Here is a 21,059-nt window from a genome sequence, read left to right on the forward strand (position 1 = left end):
CAAAGCATTCAACTTAATAAGTAAATTTTTAATTTTTCTCTTTATTAAAATAACTGATTTTATAGACTTTTACATTTTACTTATCTTTGAAAAGGATAATATAAATCCATTAGAAAATTCATTAGAATAAAAAAACAAAACGATTAAAGATTCCGGTTATTTCAATGTAAAAGAAAGCCAGGCGGGGACCCTATTAAGCTTTAAGTTTGTTAATAATATTGTTACTGAAATTTCCGTTTACCTCAACGAAGGCTGTTAAAAGCGGGAAAATATTCAAATTAGTCAAAATCTGGATTTTTATATCTGGATTTTTGCATTTCCATAAGCCGGTAAAAAATTGTAAATTCGCATGTAAATAAATCAGATATAATGAGTAAAAGTATTGAAGAGTTAAAAACTCTTACTACGCAGATCAGAAGAGACATTTTAAGAATGGTTCATGCTGTAAATTCTGGTCATCCAGGTGGAAGTTTAGGTTGTACAGAATTCTTCACAGCCCTTTACGGAAAAGTAATGAATTATACTTTGCCTTTTACAATGGAAGGTAAAAATGAAGATCATTTCTATCTTTCAAACGGACACATTTCTCCGGTATTCTATTCTACTTTAGCTAGGTTTGGTTTTTTCCCGGTACAGGAATTAAGTACTTTCAGAAAATTAGATTCAAGATTGCAAGGTCACCCTACAACTCATGAAGGTCTTCCGGGAATCAGAGTGGCTTCAGGGTCTTTGGGACAAGGTCTTTCTGTGGCTTTAGGGGTAGCTGAGGCTAAGAAATTAGATAGAGACAGCTCTTTGGTATATACTCTACATGGAGACGGAGAATTGCAGGAAGGTCAGAATTGGGAAGCTTTCATGTATGCTTCTGCTAAGAAGGTGGATAACATCATTTCTACAATAGACTATAACGGACAACAAATTGATGGAAGCACAGACAATGTACTTTCATTAGGAAATCTTCATGCAAAACTGGAAGCTTTTGGATGGACTGTTTTGGAAGAGAAAAACGGGAACGATCTTGAAGCGGTAATTGCTATTCTTGAGAAAGCAAAAACAGAAACTGGAAAAGGAAAGCCGGTTGTTATTCTTCTTCATACAGAAATGGGTTACGGAGTTGATTATATGATGGGTTCTCATGCTTGGCACGGTAAAGCTCCTAATGATGAGCAACTGGACACAGCATTCAAGCAATTATACTTAGAAGCTCCAGCTGATTATTAATTATTAAAGTGAAAGCTCAATTATTTTTTTTACTATTATTCATATCCATCAAATTATGGAGCCAGCGTTCTGTGGTTTTAAAATATGAACTGGATTATCAAAATGATAATAAAGTATATATTGATAAGGATAATGAAATGATAATAAAAGAAATTAGCGCAGACGTTCCATACAATATTGAGATTATAAAAAACAGAAAATCTAACTACTATGGAGGGAGCATCAAAAAGACCTTCAATTTAGTAGTAGCTTCTGATTATAATACTGAGGTTAAGGATGTTGTAAATACCTATGAAATTTTATACAACGAGAATAAAGGAATCACAAGTATAAATGGCTTTACCTGTAAAGAGTATGTAGTTCTAAAAAATAAAGAAATTTATTTCCGGGTACTTATTGATAGTGAAAATGCTATCAATAATACAGAATTACTAAATTTTATGACAAGCATTCCTTTTTCACAAGTTATTTTTCCCAAAGGTTTAATTATAGGCATTAAAAATGAAAAAGGAAAAATGTCATTTGAGCTTAAGAAAATTACCAGTATCAATTTCAAAATTATGTACGATATTGAGAATGACATCAAAAAAAACAATGAATTGGAACGTAAAAAATCACAAAAATTCAAATCTAGCGGTGTTTATTATACTCCCCCTAATTAAATTTAAATAAAAAAAATGAAATATACATATACAGAAAAAAAGGACACTCGTTCAGGATTCGGAGCAGGATTAGCTGAACTTGCAGATAAAAACCCTAATGTTGTAGCACTTTGTGCAGACCTTATCGGTTCTTTGAAAATGGAGAAATTCATTGAAAAAGCTCCGGAAAGATTCTTTCAGGTAGGGATCGCTGAAGCGAATATGATTGGTCTGGCTGCAGGTCTTAGCATCACAGGGAAAATTCCTTTTACAGGAACTTTTGCTAACTTCTCTACTTCAAGAGTGTATGACCAAATTCGTCAATCTGTTGCATATTCTAATAAAAATGTAAAAATCTGTGCCTCTCATGCAGGTCTTACTTTAGGAGAAGACGGTGCTACCCACCAGGTTCTTGAAGATATAGGAATGATGAAAATGCTTCCTGGAATGACGGTAATCAATACTTGTGATTACAACCAGACAAAAGCTGCTACATTGGCAATTGCTGATCATGAAGGTCCTGTATATTTAAGATTCGGAAGACCGGTAGTTCCTGTTTTCATTCCGGAAGATATGCCTTTCGAAATCGGGAAGGGAATTATGCTTCAGGAAGGTACTGATGTAACGATTGTTGCAACAGGACACCTTGTATGGGAATCTCTCCTTGCTGCTGATGAGCTTGAGAAAGAAGGTATTTCTTGTGAAGTAATCAACATTCACACAATCAAGCCTCTGGATGAAGAGATCATTTTAAAATCTGTTGAAAAAACAGGGAAAATTGTAACGGCTGAGGAGCACAACTACCTTGGTGGTTTAGGAGAATCTATTGCGGGTATGCTTGCAAGAAAAAGACCTACAAGACAAGAATTCGTAGCGGTAAATGATACTTTCGGAGAGTCTGCAACACCTGCAGAATTGATGAAAAAGTATAAAATAGATGCTGCTGCAGTGAAAGAAGCTGTAAAGAGAATTTTAGCTTAAGATAAGCTATTTTATAGAGACAAAACTCGGCGGTTTCTTCGAAACCGCCGAGTTTTTTTATTGTAAAAAGTTGATTGTCGCTGATAACTACCCCGTCAAAAATTCTTTGAATTTTTGCCACCTCTCCGGAGGATGGGAATGGTAATACTTATAGTCGTCATTTGAACCTCAACCTTACGTTTTCGTTACGATTTTATTGTTCTTGGTGATTCAGGGGAATTCCTGCAGCGATCAGAACAGGAGATAAGATTTCCTGTATGTATTCATCTTCTCTTCTGCCGGAAGCTTTTGAACCTGAAAAATAATTGCTGATTCTATAGTTTTTTACAAACTGATTTCTCTTCTTCCCGATGGAATAATAATACGTTCCTCTTTCATCATTAACAAAATAGGTCATTTCATCAAAGTTCATGAGCTTTTTGGAAATTAACAGTTTTCTGTAAATACACTTCTCGGATTTATCAAATACATATTTCACAGGAACTCTGAAAACCAGGTCAAACAGGAAGTAGATCATGTAAATTGCCCATATTCCCAACGTAATATTAAACTGGTCTCTGGACATTTTATCCATAAAATAATATATAATCACTGGAAGGGCAATCACCCCCAAGGCAAGCCACCACACCAAAGTACGTAGGAAATTGTAATTGGGCATAAAGCTTATTTCACTTCCGTTTTCTTCAAATTTATAACGGTCTGTTACGTTCATTGTCTGCTCCGTTGATGTTCATAATGTCTTCTGTTTCGTTTACCATTTTCTGTATTCCTTTTTGGGTAATGGCCTGTCCTATCGTAAGTTTCTTTTCTTTACCCTCTACTTCAAAATAAATAGACAGTATTACATTGGTGGTAATAAACCCCATGTATTTTGTTGCCAGTACATGGAAATTCCTGAAATTCTCTATCGGATAGGTTCTTGCCGGAACAAAAATGGTGTGTTTTCCTGTAATGGTCATTCGGTCCATATCAATGATGAATTTCTTGGTAAAAAAATTAATCGAAATAAGCACTACCACTGCAATAAGAACATAGCTAAGAGTTCTGACACTATTAAAGAGTAATCCTGCTACGATCAGAAAGAAAATACAAAGCACCATTACAAATACGGGCTGATTTTTAAAGATATATTGGTTTCCTTCTTGTTTGTAAAATTTGTAATTGTTCATAATTAATAATTGCTGTTGATAATTTGATTTGGGTTTACTGTTATAAAAATAGGTTTCTCAAAGATTCCATCTATTCAAAACGCTGGGCAATTTCATCTTCATTAAGGGTTTTCAGAGTATTCAGATCTGTTCTGAAATAGGTGTCATGAATGGAGAAATAGGCATCCATTTGTATGCTGGTCTGTTCTGATGCTTTTTTCCAGCATGTAAAAAACCACTGTTCAAACAGGCGGTACTTTTCATCATTATATTCATCCATAATTTCATCAAAATCATCCTCTTCATAATCATCCTGAACATCTGAAGCTTTCTGCCATATTTCTTCTGGAATCAATGCAGTCCACTTTTCATCATCATTCTTGTTCTTTTTTGCTGGCAGGGAGATTGTTTCTGTTGCGATTTTACCTTTACTGTTAACACCCCAGAAGATGATATTCAGATATTCAAATTCATATTCAAAATAAAAAGCTTTGATATCGGATTGCGTATTGCCGTTAAGATAATTGATTCCTTTACCTTCCAACAAGTGAATCAGGTCTTCAGTAAGCGGTACACTGATGTCATCCAGGTAGTGTTCAAATTCAATATTAAGTTTCTTAAGGTCTTCCATAGCTCTATTCATGTAAGAATTCAATATTATCTCTCGATTTCCCTTCCTACCCATTTCTCAAGCTCTGAAAACATGTCATCGATAGTCAGAACTTTCAGATCCGGGTGATTTTTTAACCATTGGGCATGACGCTCTGTTAAGTCTTCCTCAAGATCGTAAAATGAATCATTTTTCAAGGCATCTCTTGTTGGATTGGAACCAAAATATTCGCTTTCCAAAAACGTTTCCAATTCTTCTTTCTTCAAACTCTCTACCTTTGAGGACTGTTCCAGAAACAGGTCCAAATGTTTTTGAGCGCCTATTTTCTTTAAACCTTCTTCAATAATCTTGTTAAGTTCTGCCGACCATCCGGAGTTCCATACAAACTGAGAAAAGTTTCCGTTTTTATACTGACTGATATAGTAATCAACATAGTAACTGGTGATTGAATCCTCATGCATATTCTCTTCTTCTATTCCTTCTTCGCCTAAGAGGTTTACCACAGAGATATTAGAATGGATTATATCATAAGGCTCGCTGCTTTTATAAGAGGCTTCTGAGACAATTATTTTATCGGTCTTCATATGTATATATTTAAAGTGTTTTTTTAATTCCCCATTCTTTTAATTGCCCCAGGTAGCCATCCAGTCCAGATATTCACTTTTGTATTCATTATCATTGAGTCTGATGATAATATCCTGCAGATCTTTCGTCTCAAACTCATACTCTGAAACTGTAAATATCAGAAAAACCTCTTTGCCTGCGATTTGTGTAAAAAAGTTTTCATTTTTAAGTTTCTCCAACACTTCGATGCATGTAGAATAAAGCGTAGTCTGAAAACCTTCAAACCACTCATCATCATCGTCATGTTTATCCAATTCTACCCTCAATTGAGTACAGATTTCATTGAATTCTTTATCGGCTCCCTGCATTTCATAGATCCATTCTGCCGGCTCATATTTATAATAAAGAATATCATCTTCATCTGCTGTTTCCATTACTTTCATCGTATTGGCAGCAGGACATACCGTCATTGCTCCCTCGTCACTGTACAATGCAAAACTGTAAATTTCTTCAGCTCCATGTTTTTCATACACTTCTAAAAAAGCCTTCTTAGCAGCATTTTCTATCTGCTGTTTCAAAATTTCAAAATCCATACTTCTTTTCTTTTTTAAAATGGGCGGTAAAATTACCTTTATCCTGCCAAATCAGAGCATTATATTTTTTAGAAGTCTAGCCAGATTCATGATTATGGATAACTTATTTTAGATTTCTGTAATCATCAGACTTGTCATTTCGTCGATCAATCCTCAAAAATATTACTATGATCAAGAATATATCCTGCTTCTCTTAGAATATTATTTTTTATTGAAATTCTGCCATATCATTTCTCAATCTAGTGATATTTTTAGAGAAATTTGTTTCGGTAAGCATTCATATTTGTTGCATGATGGGAATTATCAATGATTTTTTGAGTCCAAAATCTTCATTTCGAAGATGATTACCCGAACTTTTTGGGGCAAAAGTTTATGAAACTACGAAATTTTCTCACAAAAAAACGTACTAGAACCCTGATTTTCAATACCAATTTAGCTTATTGTACAATAGAATATATTCCCGTACAACATATTATAATGATCTGATATTTTCTTTACATAATCAGACTTCACTTTATACTTTTCCTAATTTCAGATATTTCACTAAATCCAAGCTATCGTCCAGGTCAAAAATTGCATTTGTGCATAGAATAAAAAACAAATGAATTGCACATTTTATCCTACCGAAGTGATCTAAATATTTATAGTTTTACTCCAATCAACGTTGACGAAATACATTCTACATCTTTAAAATGTATGTGTACAGTACATGATAAATATGAGAATTATTGACCCCAATGTCAGGGATTACATGACATAAATAATCTATATAAATTTAAAAATTTACCAACATGAAAAAATTAAATGGAATGAAGAGAAGCTTCTCTTCTTTGGAAAACAAAAGACTGAAAGATCTTAAAACAATTCAAGGAGGCAGCTATAATGTTAAATCCAACGTTTCCGTTGGAGAAGGCTGTGAAGAATATGATACCTATACAAGCCCAGGAGGTAAATATATAGGTAGAATTACTGTGTGTAATCCAACACAGTCATTAAACTAATGAATGGGGGGCCTTGCCCTCCATTTTCATACTTTAAGTTAACCTTCGTTACAGGCTTATGAAACAACATACTAATTATATTCTATTTTTTATTTTGACCTCAATGTTATCATGTAAAAATCGGGAAGTGAATTATATTACTTATTATAACAAAGTAAATGAAATTGACAGTATTTACAGAATGGCTAATAAACCTGAGAAAGCCTTAAAAAAATTCAAAAAATTATTTCAGAAGTATAAACCTAAAAACCAAGAGCTTACTGAAGAATATAAAACCTATATTACACTTGCAGATCAGTATCATAAAAACTTTGGTGGGAAAAAGGGTCTATACAAACTTATTACATTGGTCGCTCCTTATCGTAATGAATATAAAAAGCTTTATCCGCTTTGCAAGAAATATGGAATAGACAGTCTGGAAGTCAACCAAAAAGTAGCCGACTGGAAAAAGAACTTGAATAAAAGACTCGTAGACTCCTTTACTATTGCTATGATCCGTGACCAGGAGGGAAGGCCTGAAAATATAGCCCTTGTAAATAAAAACATTGAAAAAAATGCAGATCTTTTTTTCTGGACATTCAAGCACTATGGGTTTCCTGATGGACAAAAAATAGGTAAGTTCGGAAACAATGACGTTTTCATCACTATGCCTACATTGCTAAGCCATATGATTGCTTCAACAAAGTATCCTGAATTCAGAAAAAAATTATTCGAATATGTAAAATCAGGCAATTGTTCTCCACAAGAATATGCTTTAATGTCCGATACATATGACTACTATAGAAATACTGCTGTACGATACAGCTTACGGAACAATAATCAGGATTCAGTGCGGATTAACCGCAACCGAAAAAGTATTGGACTTCCTAGTATAAAACATTCATCTAAAATCAGAAAAGATAAAATTAAGAAAAATGATTCTCATTCTTTCTACCAATCAGGAAACAACAACAAATGAAGTTATTAAGTGGCTCAAAGCATTAGGTAAAGCCTTTATTCGTATACATGAAGATGAAATTTTTGAAATAAAAGAATATCAAAAAAGAATCTTTTTGAAAAGTCAAAGACATAGTTTTTTTATTAATGATATTACCAGTGTTTGGTATCGAAGAGGAGGACTACAATTTATAAGAAAAGAATATGATAACCCTTCGATTAATGCTTATATGGATGAGACTCAATATTGGCTTGAAGATTATGTAATAAAAATGCTTGAGACAAAAAAACATATTAATAAGCAAAGCAACAGTCATTTGAATAAAATTTTAGTACTTGAACAGGCAAAAAAAGCAGGCTTGAAAGTCCCGGAATATTACTTAGCAGAAAACACAGATCAACTAATTGTGAATAAAACTATTACAAAATCTATTGCTGAAAATATAATATTAAAATCAGTTGATAATTTTTCTGAAGGCATTTTGTATACTTCACTTGTTACAGAAAAGGAAAAGGAAAATTTCTTTATTACCTTTTTTCAGGAGATGATTGAAAAAGATTTTGAAGTACGAGCCTTTTATCTGGATGGTAAAATATGGGCTATTGCTATTTTTTCTCAAAATGATAAGAAAACCCGAATCGATCATAGAAAATATAATCATGAGATGCCCAATCGGAATGTCAGATATAATCTTCCAAAAGAGATTGAAGAAAAAATACATACCCTTATGCAACAACTCAATATAAACTGTGGCTCACTTGATTTTATAAAAAACAAAAATGATCTTTACTTCTTAGAAGTAAACCCTGTTGGTCAGTTTTTGGGATTATCTGCAATTTGTAATTATTTACTTGAAAAAGAAATAGCAGAATACTTATGAAAAAGAAATTCAAAGAAAAAAATAAACTACCTCTTACCCTAAAGTATATAGAAAACTTTAGAAATGCTTCAGCTGAAATACAGGATAGTCATAAGATTAATTATGTTACCTCTATAGAATATCAAACTGATTTTTTAATGAGAATAAAACCTACAAAATCACTTGTAAGATTAATATGAAATCAATAGTCTTATGCTAAATAATATGAATTCATAACAGTAAGCGAAACTTCAGAGAGTAAGCCCATCTATCTGATGAGCTGATGAAGATGTATAAAATTGCAGCAGCAGCGAAAGTGGCTGTAAAGGGAATTTTAAAAAAATAATTTTCTGTTAAAAACAAAGTAAAGCATCTCATTTAGCATATTTTTTTGATATATGCAGAAATAAATACCACAAAACAACAGTAAAATATAATTTATTTCACCTATAAAAACAAACATAACTAACTGAATATCAATAAACAAATACGCCGTTTTACATAATTATTCATATTTTTAAAAAAAACAAAATGTATGAAAAAAGCTACTTATCAAGATAGAGAAAAGGCAGTTGATATATTATGTCAGGCTTTTATGGATGTTCTTATCCCCAACTCTATCAACTTTGTTATAAATAAATCGGGTAATAGATATAGCCGCTTGAGAGCTTTAATGGAATTTCAGTTTGACTTATCAATGCTCAATGGGAATGTTTTTTTAAGGGATGATTACAAGGGATGCATTTTATATCTAGATAAAACAGGGTTTAGCTTTAAAAAGTTATTGTTGGAAATTAAATTATTATTTGCTTGTATTGGTTTAACCAATATGTTTAAAGTTTTAAGAAGGGAAAAACTTTTGAAAAATTTTCATCCTAAAGAAAAATTTATTCATTTATGGTTAATGGCTGTTGTTCCAAACGAACAAGGAAAAGGTATAGGAACAAAACTATTAAACGAATCATTAGAATTTTATACAGGCGAATTAATTTATATAGAAACGACAACTGCTGAAAATTGTACTTTTTATACTCAAAATGGATTTACTATTTTTCATGAAACTTTTGAGCTAAACTACCCCCTTTATTTTTTAAAATATGTTTAATACTGAAATGAACTTTAGTACATTTCTTTATATAATAATATTTGTACTATTAATTATAATTGTTTCCATACAGCTTACTTTGGCTTGGAGAAGAAGAGATAGAAGATTTTATTTAAAATTTTTAGGACTTATTTGTTCTGGCTTAATTTACAATGCTGTAGAAGGATTACTTCCTGATAAAAATCTTGGAGTCAATATCATGTCCCAGAATATTTTTGCCTGGATTGTAGGAGTAGGTGTAGCTTATCACTATTTTACTTTTATAAAAAAAGAATATAATTTGAACTTTATTAAAGAGTTCTCTTTAAGTACAATAGCTATTTTTGCATTGCTAACACTTATTATTCTTTTTATACTTCCTTATACAATTACTGGTTCTTTAAGTTATTCACGAATATGCTTTTTAACTTTTATTCTTGCCCTTTTATCACTTACAATAATTCTAGTAGGTAAGCAGCAAATAAAAAAATTGAAAAAACACAAAAATGTCATATTCAAAATTCATGATATTGTAGGAATATTGTCATTCATAGGGCTAATCTCATTGCCTTTGACCATACTACTATTCGGAGATAATCAATTGATTGAACAGACATTTTTCAGCGTAGGCTTTTTCATAATATCAATTGACTATTTTTTATATCCCTTTAGAAAAAAGGAGATCAAAAAGAGTATCCCGTTTGAAAAACTTTCAGTAAGAGAAGCGGAAGTTTTAATGATTCTTTTAGAGAACCCTAATTTGAAATATCCAGAAATAAGTCAAAGATTGAATATCTCAGAGAAAACATTATCGACTCATTTATCAAATATTTACAAGAAAACTGAAATAAAAGGGAAAAAAGAAATACAGGAAATGAGTAAAGTATATAAACATTCATTAATAATCTGAATATTTTAAAAACCTGAAAATCAAAATTTTACTCACCCTTATTTTATATCCTTAGTAATTTAAGTAAAAGTTTAAGGGTGAAAATTTAAACTTTTAATGGTTGTTCATTCTATGTTTGCTGAAGAAAACACAAGTGATCTTTTTGTTTGTGCGCACGACAAAAAATAAAAGCTGATCAGCAAAACCCATGTCAGGGATTGTATGACAAAATTAAATATTAAAATTTAAAAAAATTCAATATGAAAAAACTAAATGGAATGAAGAAAAACTTTTCTTCTTTGGAAAACAAAAAGTTAGCAAATACAAGAAGTATTATTGGTGGAGGAGCAACCAATGAAAAAACTACTTCTCCCTCTGGGCCTAACGGTCAACCAGGTAATACCGGTGATACTGTCATCTGCATTGATGGAAAGCAAGTAGCTACCGTAACTATTGATTAAATATGACGGGAGGGGGAAACTCCTCTCCTTTTTCAAAAACCAGAATATAAATTTCAACAATGAAGGGAAAAATAAATTTCATACTACTTATTGTGTTATTCTTCTTTTCTTGTAAAAGCAAAAAACTGAATTATATTGATTATTATAATAAAGTATATGCTATAGATAGTACACTTAGAGTAAATAAAGATACTCTTGCTACCATCAAAAAATATAAAAAATTATTTAAAAAATATCCACCATCACAAAATGAAAGAATAGAAGAATATGAAAATTATATTAAATATTCTGACCGATACAATAAAAATTTCGGAGGGCATAAAGGCTTAGATAAACTGATAACGCAGGTAGCACCTTATTGGAAATATAAAAGAGAAGATTCAGCTTTTTTTAAGCTCTATAAAAAATATGGAATTGATAGTATAGCAGTAGAACAAAAGGTTGATCAATGGAAAAAAGGACTAAATAAAACATTAGTTGATTCTTTCAGTATTGCATTTGAAAGAGATCAATACAATGAACGAAGTGGGCCAATAGTTGAAATCAATGATAGAAAAAATGCCCATCTTCTCTTATGGTCGTTTAAAAATTATGGTTTCCCATCCAAGCAAAAAATTGGACTGACAGGCAACAATAACAGATTCATGCCAATGGGTGTACTGCTCAATCATATGGGAGGATCACAGAATTATGAGTATTTTAAGGTGATGTTATTGGAATATGTGAAATCTGGGGAGTGTACCCCTAGAGACTACATAGATATGATAGATAAACATCAATATATTAACCATCTTGAAACTATTTACGGGATATTCATTCATTATTCCACACCTGATTTTAGTGCATCAGATTCAGCACGGATAAACAAAAACCGAAGAGCAATTGGATTTCCAAGCCTAAAGCAATCTTCAAAGATCACCAAAGATTTTCAAAAGAAAATGAAACAATAACATCCCCTGTCATTCGTAATCTAAATTGATCTACAAATATTTTCCATAAAAAACACTTATGATACTTATAATCTCTCAAAAAAATGAAACAGCTACTATAGAAGTCATCAGGCATTTGATCCTCATGAAAAAAAAATTTATTAGAGTTCATGAAGATGAAGTATTTGAGATAAAAACTATAAAAAAAAGAATTCTAATTGAAAGCAGCCGTAATAAATTTTTTATTGATGAAATTGAAAGCGTTTGGTATAGGAGAGGTGGATTAAAGTTCAATCGCCTGAAATACAACAATCATTCAATCCTTCTTAATATGAACGAAACTCAATATTGGCTTGAGGATTATATACAAAAAACATTAGAATCTAAAAGACATATCAATAAGGAAAGTACTTCAAATGTTAACAAACTCATTGTACTTGATAAAGCCAAAGAAATAGGGTTGGACATACCTGAATACTTTTTGGCAGAAAACACAAATCAGGTTAAACTTAATATGACAATTTTAAAGACAATCACTGGAAATGCAATTTTAGATGAAATAAAAAAAGATTTCAGCGGGTTTATGTACACAACTATAGTTCAAGAACATGAAAACAATGATTTTTTCATCACTTTTTTTCAGGAAAAAATGGAGAAAGATTTTGAAATAAGAACGTTTTATTTCAATGGTAATTGTTGGTCGATGGCCATTTTTTCGCAAAATGATGAACAAACCAAAATTGACTTCAGAAAATATAACAAAAAGAAACCCAATAGAAATGTACCTTATATGCTGCCAAAACATATTGAGAAGAAAATCAGTTTATTAATGAGATCTTTGGATATCAATTGTGGTTCTTTAGATTTTATAAAAGAGGGAGAGAAATATTATTTTCTGGAAATCAATCCAATTGGTCAGTTTTCAAGCTTATCTCATATCTGCAATTATTCATTAGAACAAAAATTGGCCGAATATTTATGAAAAGGTTATATAAAGAAAAAAATAAACTACCATTAACTTTCAAATATCTTGATATTTTTAAAACTAAGAATACAAGTAAATTAAATAGTAAATCCTTATACTATTTGAGCTCGGATAAATGTCAGACAGCATATTATCCCAGAGAAAAGCCACTTAAATCACTAACCCGGTTATTATGAAGTATTTTAATATAAAAACACAAAATAAAAACATTAATACTTATATAATTTGTTCGATTCTATGTATATTTCTTTGTGCCTGCAAAAATCGAAATTATATTTTATATTATAATAAGGTAAACGAAATTGATAGCATTTACAGAATAGCCAATCAACCAGAAAAGGCTATACAACAATATAAGAAGTTATTCAGTAAGTATAATCCGAAAAATCAGGACCGCATTAAAGAGTACGAAACCTATATCAAACTTTCGGATCAGTACCAACAGAACTTCGGAGGAAAGAAAAGCCTTTACAAACTTATTTCTTTGATTGCCGCTTATGAAGGTTCTTATCAGAATTATTTCCCCCTTTACCAAAAATATGGCATAGACAGCACTGAAGTCAAACAGAGAATTGCAGATTGGAAAAAGGGCTTGAATAAACGACTGGTAGATTCTTTCAGTATTGCTTTTGTCCGTGATCAGGCGGAAGACAGGAAGAATCCTCAGCTTATGGAAAAGAATGACCTTATCAATGAAAAACTACTGAAATGGACTTTTGAAAACTATGGGTATCCTTCGATACAGAAAATAGGACTTATCGGAAATGATGGAGTCTTTATGCCAATGCATCCTTTGTTCAGTCATATGATAGATTCAAAAGAATATTCTTATTTCAAAGCGAAAATGCTGGAGTATGTAAAATCCGGAGATTGTATTCCCAGAGACTACGCCAATATGGTTGACAGACATGATCTGCAAATCAGTAAAAAAGAGATGCCTTATGGTTCTTACCCAAATTATACCTCTATCATTGATACTGTAAAAGTAAACCGCAATAGGAAAACTATAGGATTACCTGCTTTAAGGCGTTCATCTAAAATCAAAAACAAATTGTGAAATGATCCTTATTATTTACAATAACAACTAAAGAACTACCATTAAAATTACAGAATGGTTATTTCAAATGTAAAAAAAATTATCTGTATTCATGAACTATTTTAATCTATTCAGCAACATTCTGATCACCAAAGGAGCCACCCGGATATTGATCTCAGATCTGCAGAGAAATGCGTCAGAATTGTATCCATTGGAACTGTATGAGCTTATAGCAGAGCTAAAAACCCATTCTATTGAAGATATCCTGAAAGATTATGATAAAGAATCCATATCAATTGTTCAGGAATATATTAATCTCCTGCTGGAAAAAGAATATGGATTTATCACAGAGAATGATTGGGACAAAAATTTCCCTCCTCTTTCTTATGATTACCATGAACCCAGTATCATTACAGATCTCTTTGTAGAAATGGAAGACATTGAGTTACTGAAAAAAATAAAACCTTCCATAGAAAACCTTGGAAGTAAGCATTTGGTTATTTACAGTATAAAACCATTAACAACAAAAGAATTTATAGAAATTGATGATCTCTTTAAAACTTCAGTATTATCAGGAATAGAAATATTTTCACCCTTCCATCAGGAAACAAATCTATCTTTTATACAGGTCCTTCAAAAAAATACAGTCAGAATATACAGCCTCATTTTCTACAATTGTTCGAAATCTCCTTTCAAAGCTAAAGATGAATATAGATTCTCACTTCATTTCCTAGAAGATGATCTGAAACTATCTGCCTGTGGAAAAGTGGAATTGAAATATTTCAATACCAACCTTCCTAAAGTGCTGGAAGCTATGAACCACAATTCCTGCCTGTATAAAAAGATAGGTATTGACAAAAACGGTAATATCAAAAACTGTCCGCTGATGATCGAAAATTTTGGAAACATCCATAATCAAAGCCTTGAAGAAGCAATCGCCCAACCGGGTTTCAAAAAATACTGGGATCTGACCAAAGATAATATAGAAATCTGTAAGGACTGTGAGTTCCGTTATGTCTGCACAGACTGCAGAGCGTATACCGAAAATGCAGAAAAAAGTAAAGAAGGCCTGAATGTATCAAAACCTTTAAAATGCGGCTATAATCCCTATACAGGAGAGTGGAAAGACTGGACAAAAAATCCTTTGAAGCAAAAAATTTTTCATTCGTTAGAACTCAGATAGCATTTCTCATCCTCTTATATTCAACAAACGGCTTTTAAATTCCATTTAAAAGCCGTTTGTTGTTTTTATTATAAAGTGATTAATTCCTATTTGAAAAACTTCCATTTCGGGATAATGGCAAGCATTCCGAATCCTGTAAACAGGAAAAGATTGGTAACATCTGTATACAGGAAAGTAGACAGATAATAATTATGCATAAAGAAATGCATTACCAGTAAAGCCGGGAACATAAAGATCCCCACTTTTCTGTAGAAGAACATCAGTACCAGCCCAATCATCATCAACACATCAATTGAAAAAATAACGTAGAAATACCACCTCGGGATCTGCAGGTATTCATGCTGCAGATATTCATCTACATCAATTCCCAAACCCATTATCGTAAACAACATCAACGCTGCAAATGCCAGAACAAATCCCCATCCTTTCTTCGGATTTTCGTCAAAATAACTGTATTCTTCCATACCTACAAAAATAAAGAACTTATGAGAGATTTCATAAGTTCTTTTATAATTATTCGTTTAAAATTTGACTTACACAGATATAGCGTTGATCAGTCTGTTTTTGTCACTTAAGAATTCTTCCATAGAAATCATACTTTCAGTTCTCATTACGTCCTGAATGTCATCTATCTGGTAAATAATTCTTTTAGCATCATCAGTATTCTTAGCTCTTACTTTACAGAAAATATTATATTTTCCGGAAATAACGCTAGCCTCAATTACGTTTGGTAAAGTTGACAATTCTTTCAATACTTCCTGAGTACGGTTTGATTTTGTCAAAAGGATACCTATGAAAGCTGTAAAGTGGTAATCTAGCTTACCATAATCGATATTAAGAGATGATCCCAAAATAATACCTGCATCTTCCATCTTTTTCACTCTTACGTGAATTGTTCCAGCAGAAACGTCCATCTGCTTTGCAATTTCAGTAAAAGGCATTCTTGTGTTTTCTACTAAGAAATCAAGAATCTTCTTGTCTATTTCGTCCAGTTGATAGTTCATATTAGTTAAATTACAATTTCTTTAAAAAATCTATGTATTTTTTGCAAATTTACGAAAAATAATTTAACTAAAAAATATATATCAAATATTAACAATAATTAACACAGATGATAAAAATCATTAAAATATTCTAATTATTTAGCATTCGATTTTATAGAATCTGTTTTTATTTCACCTTTTGCACCTGTGGTTTTTTTGTCTTTTTTCTTCTTTTTAAACAAAGAATTGAAGCTTTTACTCCACACGACCCCTCCTCCATAGGCTTGGTTAGCAGAACCGTTTGTACTCACCATACCCATACCAATATTGGTAGGTTTAGAATATCCACGTATGATTAAACTTCCATCATTCTTTTTGGAAAGGTCATATTCTACAGATCCTTCTCCGGAAAGATAGTTATTCTGTGTGTTATCTGTTTTCGATAGAGGAATTCCCAATCCGGTCTTAATATTAACTCTAGGAGAAAGCGCTACACTTACTCCTGCATTAGCTCTGTCTCCGACGGTCGAGTTCTGGTCCCCTTTTACATAATTAAGGTCAATCTGAAATTCATTACTCATGGTATTAAGAACAGATCCCAGCTGTTTAAGAAGCATGTTATATCCTTGCGATTCCGCAACATTACCTACATTTACTTCTACCCCACCACTGTTGGATACGTTAAAGGTACTCAACAAAAGAACTGAACCGAATTGGAGTACTTTCTCCCCCTCCTGGCTCATTTTAGCTGCCAGCGTTTCTCTTACTTGGCTGGACACATCCATAGCAGTTACATTCAGATCAATCTGAGGGTCTACCAAAGACTGGGTAATATGGGCCTGTAAAAGAACACTGATAGGCTGCAGCTTTCCCATACTCAGATATTCCCCAACATTGGCCACCATTCTCATATAATTGGCATTAATATCTAATGCAGGCTTCATGGCATCACCATCCCATCTGATACTGCTGTTTTTTTCAATCTGGAACGTTTTATTAAGGATTGCCTTAGAGACAAATGTTCCGTTATCCACTTTATAAGTACCACTCATGGCAATATTCCCCTGTCTGTTCATATGGAATCTCAACGGATCTGCAGAACCTTTTACGGTAATATTTCCAACATCATCACCCACCAATACATTTACAGTGGTTCCTTTATCTACTGCCAGATTGAAATCGATATTCATATTGGATCCTGTTTTTTTCTTTTCTTCCAATGTAATCAGACCGTCTTTTCCTTCTTTCAGGAACCTCAGCATTTTGAATTCTTCAACATTGGAAGTGGAACTGGAATTAAAGGTAAAAGTACTTCCATTAAGTGCCTTCATATTAGGAGTGGTTATACTCAATCCCGAAACGGGTCCGTCTACGTAAAGATCCCCCTGCCCATAGACTCTTCCCCAGAACAGGTCAAAATCTTTTTGTGAGGTATTCAGCATCAGCAGGTTGTCTGCTCTCATTACAAGAGACACCCCCATTGAAGAAAGGGTTTCAAACTGGATCGCCCCGGAAATGTTCCCTTTAGAATTACTTCTTCCGTCATGCACCTCAATATTGTTGAGAATGGCAAGACCTTTTGTCAGCTGAATCACTGTGTCATCAAACGCATAATCTACTCCTGTGAATAAAAGCTTTAATCCAAAATCTTTTAAAGCAATATCTCCATTGTAATCCAGGTTGCTAAGTTTTCCATTGATTTTAAGATCTCCTGTAGCCTTACCACGAATGTTTCCAAAAATAGTATGTACAAACTGTTGTGTAAATGACAGGTCAAAATCACGCATTTCCGCGGTAAGATCAATGATCGGCGAAGAAGTGTTATTATTGACAGTTCCTGTCAGATTAAGGCTGTTATTTCCAAGTACTCCTGCAGAATGTACTTTTACATCAATATCATATACATTCAGAGAGAATCCATTGGTAGCAGAAATAGAGATATCCCCCATATCATTGCCATTCATTTTGATATCATCAATGGTAAGATCTACCAGTGGCTGCAGTGTGCTTTTATCCATTTTGATTTTCACACTTCCGTTGGCAAGCCCCTTTATATCCATGGTGTTACCTCCGGATTGCATTTCAAGAAGCTTTTCCACAGAAAATTCGTTGATATCAGCATCTACGTAAAAATCTTTAGCTGATTTAAACTGTGCTTCTTTAATAAACAAAGCACTCTTATCAGAATAAACCCTCAGGTTTCTGATATCAAAATCCCCGGTTTCTCTTCTATATGTAATGGAATGATTCAGTTCCGGACTTGTATCAATAGCCCAGGTAACTTCATTGAATTTCACTTCTGTAGGTTCAAACCTGAATACATAATCCCCTGCTGCATCGGTAGACTGATCTACATTGATAGCATATTCTTTAAGCTTTTCATTCAATTCATCATCAGGACTTCCGTGTTTAAATACGGTCGCTAAATGAAGGGTATTTCCATTTTCATTATTCCCTTTAAGCTCAAAATCCTTGATTACGTTTTTGTTGTAAACAACTCGGTTGATCTTGGCATACAATTGCTGGTTAAGGTCTGCTGTGTTGATTCTAACTTTAACACTATCAACCATAGCACTATCTCTGTTGAGATTCTTGCGGTCATTCACTTTATAATCAGGATTGGAAGCTGCCAGAGCCTTATCAGCATCAGTAATTTCCTCTTCTTTCGTCATGATATATTTCAAAGAAGCTGCATCCAGATTCAGAATCAGATTATTTGAATTGCCGTCATATTCTCCTTCCACCAATGCTCCGCTTGGCAATTTCAGGTCGGGTAAAAAGTAATTAACCAGTCCTTGCTGAATATCAAACTTCAGGGCAAAATTCTGCCCATGGTATAGTTTTCTCGGTGGCGGTCCTACCAAAATTCGTCCTACCCCATTCTCTACCATTCCGACAAGATCTGCCAGGCTGTATCTTCCGGATATTTTCCCGGTAGCTGCTCCCGGCGCATCTACATCAATCACACGTCCTCCCGCTTCTACGAATGTTTTCAATTTGGCATTCGGAATATTATATTTTTGAGTAGCTGTAGCAAAGTGAAGATTATTGGCGTTAACATCTAAAGTAAGATCATTAATGGAAGACATGGCCATCTTCCCATCAACCTGACCGCTTACCACCTGACTGCCAGGCTTATTGGTGAAATAGTTCATGTTCAGGTAAGTGACATCTGCATTGACATCCATTGCCACTCTTGAAGTACTGAAATCTATCAATCCTTTGATCGTAGCTTTTGCCTGCTCATCATTGACAGTGATAAGTCCGTTGTATTTTTTATGATCTAATAATCCGTCCAGATAGAGATTATTGATCGTTTTATTCATAATTTCAATACTAGCAATCTGAGATTTGGTTGTCAGACGCATTGTATTCACATCAAAGCTCTGTCCGTTCAGATCAAATTTACCGGAAATTAAACCTACTGTTTTATTTTTTGTAATGACAGAGGTATTAAGATCTTTCACATCAAGATATCCTGAGTATTTGGGCATCACAGTACTATAGCCTGTCAATGTCAGCTTAGAAATTTTAGCCTGCCCGATTCCTGTCATTAAGTTTCCGCTATCCACATAGATCTGATCCGGATTTACTCTTGCCGTCCCATTGTACTTTAACTTTCCGAAATCATCTGCAAAGTTCTTCATCTTTTTGGAGATAAAGGAAGGCATCATTGCTTTTAAATCTTTATAAGTAAAATCTGTAGAAAGGTCTTTCGTTTCAATGGCAAAATGTCCTTTCAGCAGATTGTCAACCTTCATTGTTTTGGTTGCAATATTGACATCTGGGTTTCTAATCAAAAAGTTTTCCAGGTGGAATTTATTCAAAGGACCCGTCATCGTTCCCGAAAGATTAAACGGTTTTATATTATCCCAGTTCGTTACAAAATAACTGATATCGTAACCACTAATCTGGCTTCCCTGCTGAATATTCATGTCCCATCGTACCCTGTCAGCAAAGTCTGACCATGAACCGTCATGAAGATTAAATTTAATATTCCCCTGAAGTAAAGTATGGTCCGTATTCAGCGTAAGATCTTTTAACGATAAAAACTGTTTCGTTAAAGACAGTTCTGTGGAAAAGGTATCTACAATATGAGATTTCCCCCATCTTGAAGTGACAAATGACATGTTATTGATCAAGGCTGAAACATTCGGACCGTTGACCTTAACATTGGGTGCTTTTAAATTGAATTTGGTTGCTGTAAGCCATTTCCCCTGTTCTCCGGGAGAATTTTCATTAACAATAGAAACTTTAGAATCAATGATCTGCACTCTGGAATTGAGCTGAAAAGGAGGTTTCTTAGGATCTCTTTTTTTCCCGTCATCAAAGAGTTCTGTAAATCTTACAAAATTGGAGATACTGTCTCCTTTATAGGTAATAACTTTTACATCAGCATTTACAAGGGTCAGAGAATTGAAACTTAGAGAATTGCTTTTTCCGGAGATGGCATTCACCGCGAGGGATATCCAGTCCGAATCTGCACGGAATTCACGGGCTGTAATAAAATCAAATCCTTTATAATCTTTTACTTTTAAGCCTTTTATAGTGACATCTCCAAAGTAGTTTACATCTACACTTTCTGTGGAAAAACCTGATTTAAAATCTTTGTTTACGATCTGAAGAGCCTGATCTGCTGCCCATTGTTTGGTGACCGGAAGATTGATGACAACAAGTACACCTCCAACAAGAACAATACCAAGCCAAAAGAGAATCAAAAGGAGTTTTGCCCACCATGTATAGCTGGTAACATCCTTCACCGCCTGCTTCCCAAACTCCTCAGCTGTTTCCACAGGATGATGTATGGCATCTGAAGCCAGCTCAGATGCTTCTTTCACTGTCTCCCGAACTTTTCCTTCTACATTTTCGACAGTTTTTTGTACCTGATCCCCTAGGTTTTCAGCTACTGATTTTTTATTCTTATTCTCGTTATTATTCTCTAACTTTGCCATTA

Annotated in this window: 21 protein-coding genes; 13 read left to right on the forward strand and 8 right to left on the reverse strand. The window is 33.4% G+C overall.

Features of this window, described 5'->3' with window-relative positions; translation table 11 throughout:
• Positions 1 to 366 precede the first annotated feature (366 nt).
• From AC07UM_RS20075 to AC07UM_RS20085, 3 genes are read left to right on the forward strand one after another with little or no spacing between them, the layout of a single operon-like run.
• Complete coding sequence (locus AC07UM_RS20075) at positions 367 to 1,221, forward strand: transketolase (protein WP_494684592.1); 855 nt, start codon at positions 367 to 369, stop codon at positions 1,219 to 1,221.
• Between the two features lie 8 nt (positions 1,222 to 1,229).
• Entirely contained in the window at positions 1,230 to 1,883 is a 654-nt protein-coding gene (locus AC07UM_RS20080; RefSeq protein WP_494684362.1) for a hypothetical protein, read from the forward strand.
• A 15-nt stretch (positions 1,884 to 1,898) separates the two neighbouring features.
• Entirely contained in the window at positions 1,899 to 2,843 is a 945-nt protein-coding gene (locus AC07UM_RS20085) for a transketolase family protein (protein WP_152290811.1), read from the forward strand.
• Positions 2,844 to 3,036: 193 nt separating this feature from the next.
• On the opposite strand, the gene AC07UM_RS20090 is transcribed toward AC07UM_RS20085, so the two are convergent.
• The 5 genes from AC07UM_RS20090 to AC07UM_RS20110 all read right to left on the reverse strand — a co-directional run bounded on the left by AC07UM_RS20090 (position 3,037) and on the right by AC07UM_RS20110 (position 5,758).
• A complete protein-coding gene (locus tag AC07UM_RS20090) occupies positions 3,037 to 3,555 on the reverse strand; it encodes a hypothetical protein (protein WP_494684363.1) in 519 nt (172 codons plus the stop codon).
• Positions 3,533 to 4,012: a hypothetical protein gene (locus AC07UM_RS20095; protein WP_124530721.1), complete on the reverse strand. Its 480-nt coding sequence runs from the start codon at positions 4,010 to 4,012 to the stop codon at positions 3,533 to 3,535. Before AC07UM_RS20095 ends, AC07UM_RS20090 begins: the two co-directional genes overlap by 23 nt.
• 70 nt (positions 4,013 to 4,082) lie before the next feature.
• Entirely contained in the window at positions 4,083 to 4,634 is a 552-nt protein-coding gene (locus tag AC07UM_RS20100; protein ID WP_494684364.1) for a hypothetical protein, read from the reverse strand.
• 14 nt (positions 4,635 to 4,648) lie between these two features.
• Entirely contained in the window at positions 4,649 to 5,185 is a 537-nt protein-coding gene (locus AC07UM_RS20105; protein ID WP_494684365.1) for a DMP19 family protein, read from the reverse strand.
• A 39-nt stretch (positions 5,186 to 5,224) separates the two neighbouring features.
• Positions 5,225 to 5,758, reverse strand: coding sequence for a DUF4303 domain-containing protein (locus AC07UM_RS20110; RefSeq protein WP_494684366.1), 534 nt, complete (start codon positions 5,756 to 5,758; stop codon positions 5,225 to 5,227).
• Between the two features lie 791 nt (positions 5,759 to 6,549).
• On the opposite strand from AC07UM_RS20110, the gene AC07UM_RS20115 reads away from it, so the two are divergent.
• From AC07UM_RS20115 to gwsS, 10 genes are all read left to right on the forward strand, one after another.
• Complete coding sequence (locus AC07UM_RS20115; RefSeq protein ID WP_494684367.1) at positions 6,550 to 6,759, forward strand: TIGR04139 family peptide modification target; 210 nt, start codon at positions 6,550 to 6,552, stop codon at positions 6,757 to 6,759.
• Between the two features lie 127 nt (positions 6,760 to 6,886).
• Entirely contained in the window at positions 6,887 to 7,717 is an 831-nt protein-coding gene (locus AC07UM_RS20120; protein WP_494684368.1) for a hypothetical protein, read from the forward strand.
• Entirely contained in the window at positions 7,674 to 8,576 is a 903-nt protein-coding gene (gene gwsG / locus AC07UM_RS20125; RefSeq protein WP_494684369.1) for a grasp-with-spasm system ATP-grasp peptide maturase, read from the forward strand. The genes AC07UM_RS20120 and gwsG (AC07UM_RS20125) overlap by 44 nt, the downstream gene beginning before the upstream one ends.
• 514 nt (positions 8,577 to 9,090) lie before the next feature.
• On the forward strand, positions 9,091 to 9,660 hold the full coding sequence (locus AC07UM_RS20130) for a GNAT family N-acetyltransferase (protein ID WP_494684370.1): 570 nt from the start codon (positions 9,091 to 9,093) through the stop codon (positions 9,658 to 9,660).
• Complete coding sequence (locus AC07UM_RS20135) at positions 9,653 to 10,549, forward strand: helix-turn-helix transcriptional regulator (RefSeq protein WP_494684371.1); 897 nt, start codon at positions 9,653 to 9,655, stop codon at positions 10,547 to 10,549. Before AC07UM_RS20130 ends, AC07UM_RS20135 begins: the two co-directional genes overlap by 8 nt.
• A gap of 239 nt (positions 10,550 to 10,788) precedes the next feature.
• Positions 10,789 to 10,989, forward strand: a complete 201-nt coding sequence (locus AC07UM_RS20140; RefSeq protein ID WP_494684372.1) for a grasp-with-spasm system A modified peptide — start codon at positions 10,789 to 10,791, stop codon at positions 10,987 to 10,989.
• 59 nt (positions 10,990 to 11,048) lie between these two features.
• Entirely contained in the window at positions 11,049 to 11,939 is an 891-nt protein-coding gene (locus tag AC07UM_RS20145; protein WP_494684373.1) for a hypothetical protein, read from the forward strand.
• 58 nt (positions 11,940 to 11,997) lie between these two features.
• Positions 11,998 to 12,900, forward strand: a complete 903-nt coding sequence (gwsG, locus tag AC07UM_RS20150; RefSeq protein WP_494684374.1) for a grasp-with-spasm system ATP-grasp peptide maturase — start codon at positions 11,998 to 12,000, stop codon at positions 12,898 to 12,900.
• A gap of 175 nt (positions 12,901 to 13,075) precedes the next feature.
• Entirely contained in the window at positions 13,076 to 13,960 is an 885-nt protein-coding gene (locus AC07UM_RS20155) for a hypothetical protein (protein ID WP_494684375.1), read from the forward strand.
• 91 nt (positions 13,961 to 14,051) lie between these two features.
• The gene (gene gwsS / locus AC07UM_RS20160; protein ID WP_494684376.1) at positions 14,052 to 15,122 is read left to right on the forward strand and encodes a grasp-with-spasm system SPASM domain peptide maturase; all 1,071 of its coding nucleotides are present in this window, start codon (positions 14,052 to 14,054) and stop codon (positions 15,120 to 15,122) included.
• A gap of 86 nt (positions 15,123 to 15,208) precedes the next feature.
• Here the strand turns inward: gwsS and AC07UM_RS20165 are convergent, their stop codons facing one another.
• The 3 genes from AC07UM_RS20165 to AC07UM_RS20175 all read right to left on the reverse strand — a co-directional run bounded on the left by AC07UM_RS20165 (position 15,209) and on the right by AC07UM_RS20175 (position 21,057).
• Positions 15,209 to 15,586: a hypothetical protein gene (locus AC07UM_RS20165; RefSeq protein WP_494684377.1), complete on the reverse strand. Its 378-nt coding sequence runs from the start codon at positions 15,584 to 15,586 to the stop codon at positions 15,209 to 15,211.
• A 69-nt stretch (positions 15,587 to 15,655) separates the two neighbouring features.
• Positions 15,656 to 16,126, reverse strand: a complete 471-nt coding sequence (locus tag AC07UM_RS20170; RefSeq protein ID WP_034696982.1) for an Lrp/AsnC family transcriptional regulator — start codon at positions 16,124 to 16,126, stop codon at positions 15,656 to 15,658.
• Between the two features lie 134 nt (positions 16,127 to 16,260).
• The gene (locus tag AC07UM_RS20175) at positions 16,261 to 21,057 is read right to left on the reverse strand and encodes a translocation/assembly module TamB domain-containing protein (protein ID WP_494684378.1); all 4,797 of its coding nucleotides are present in this window, start codon (positions 21,055 to 21,057) and stop codon (positions 16,261 to 16,263) included.
• Between the last annotated feature and the right edge of the window lie 2 nt (positions 21,058 to 21,059).

Source organism: Chryseobacterium sp. GW821-FHT04C04 (assembly GCF_059420365.1).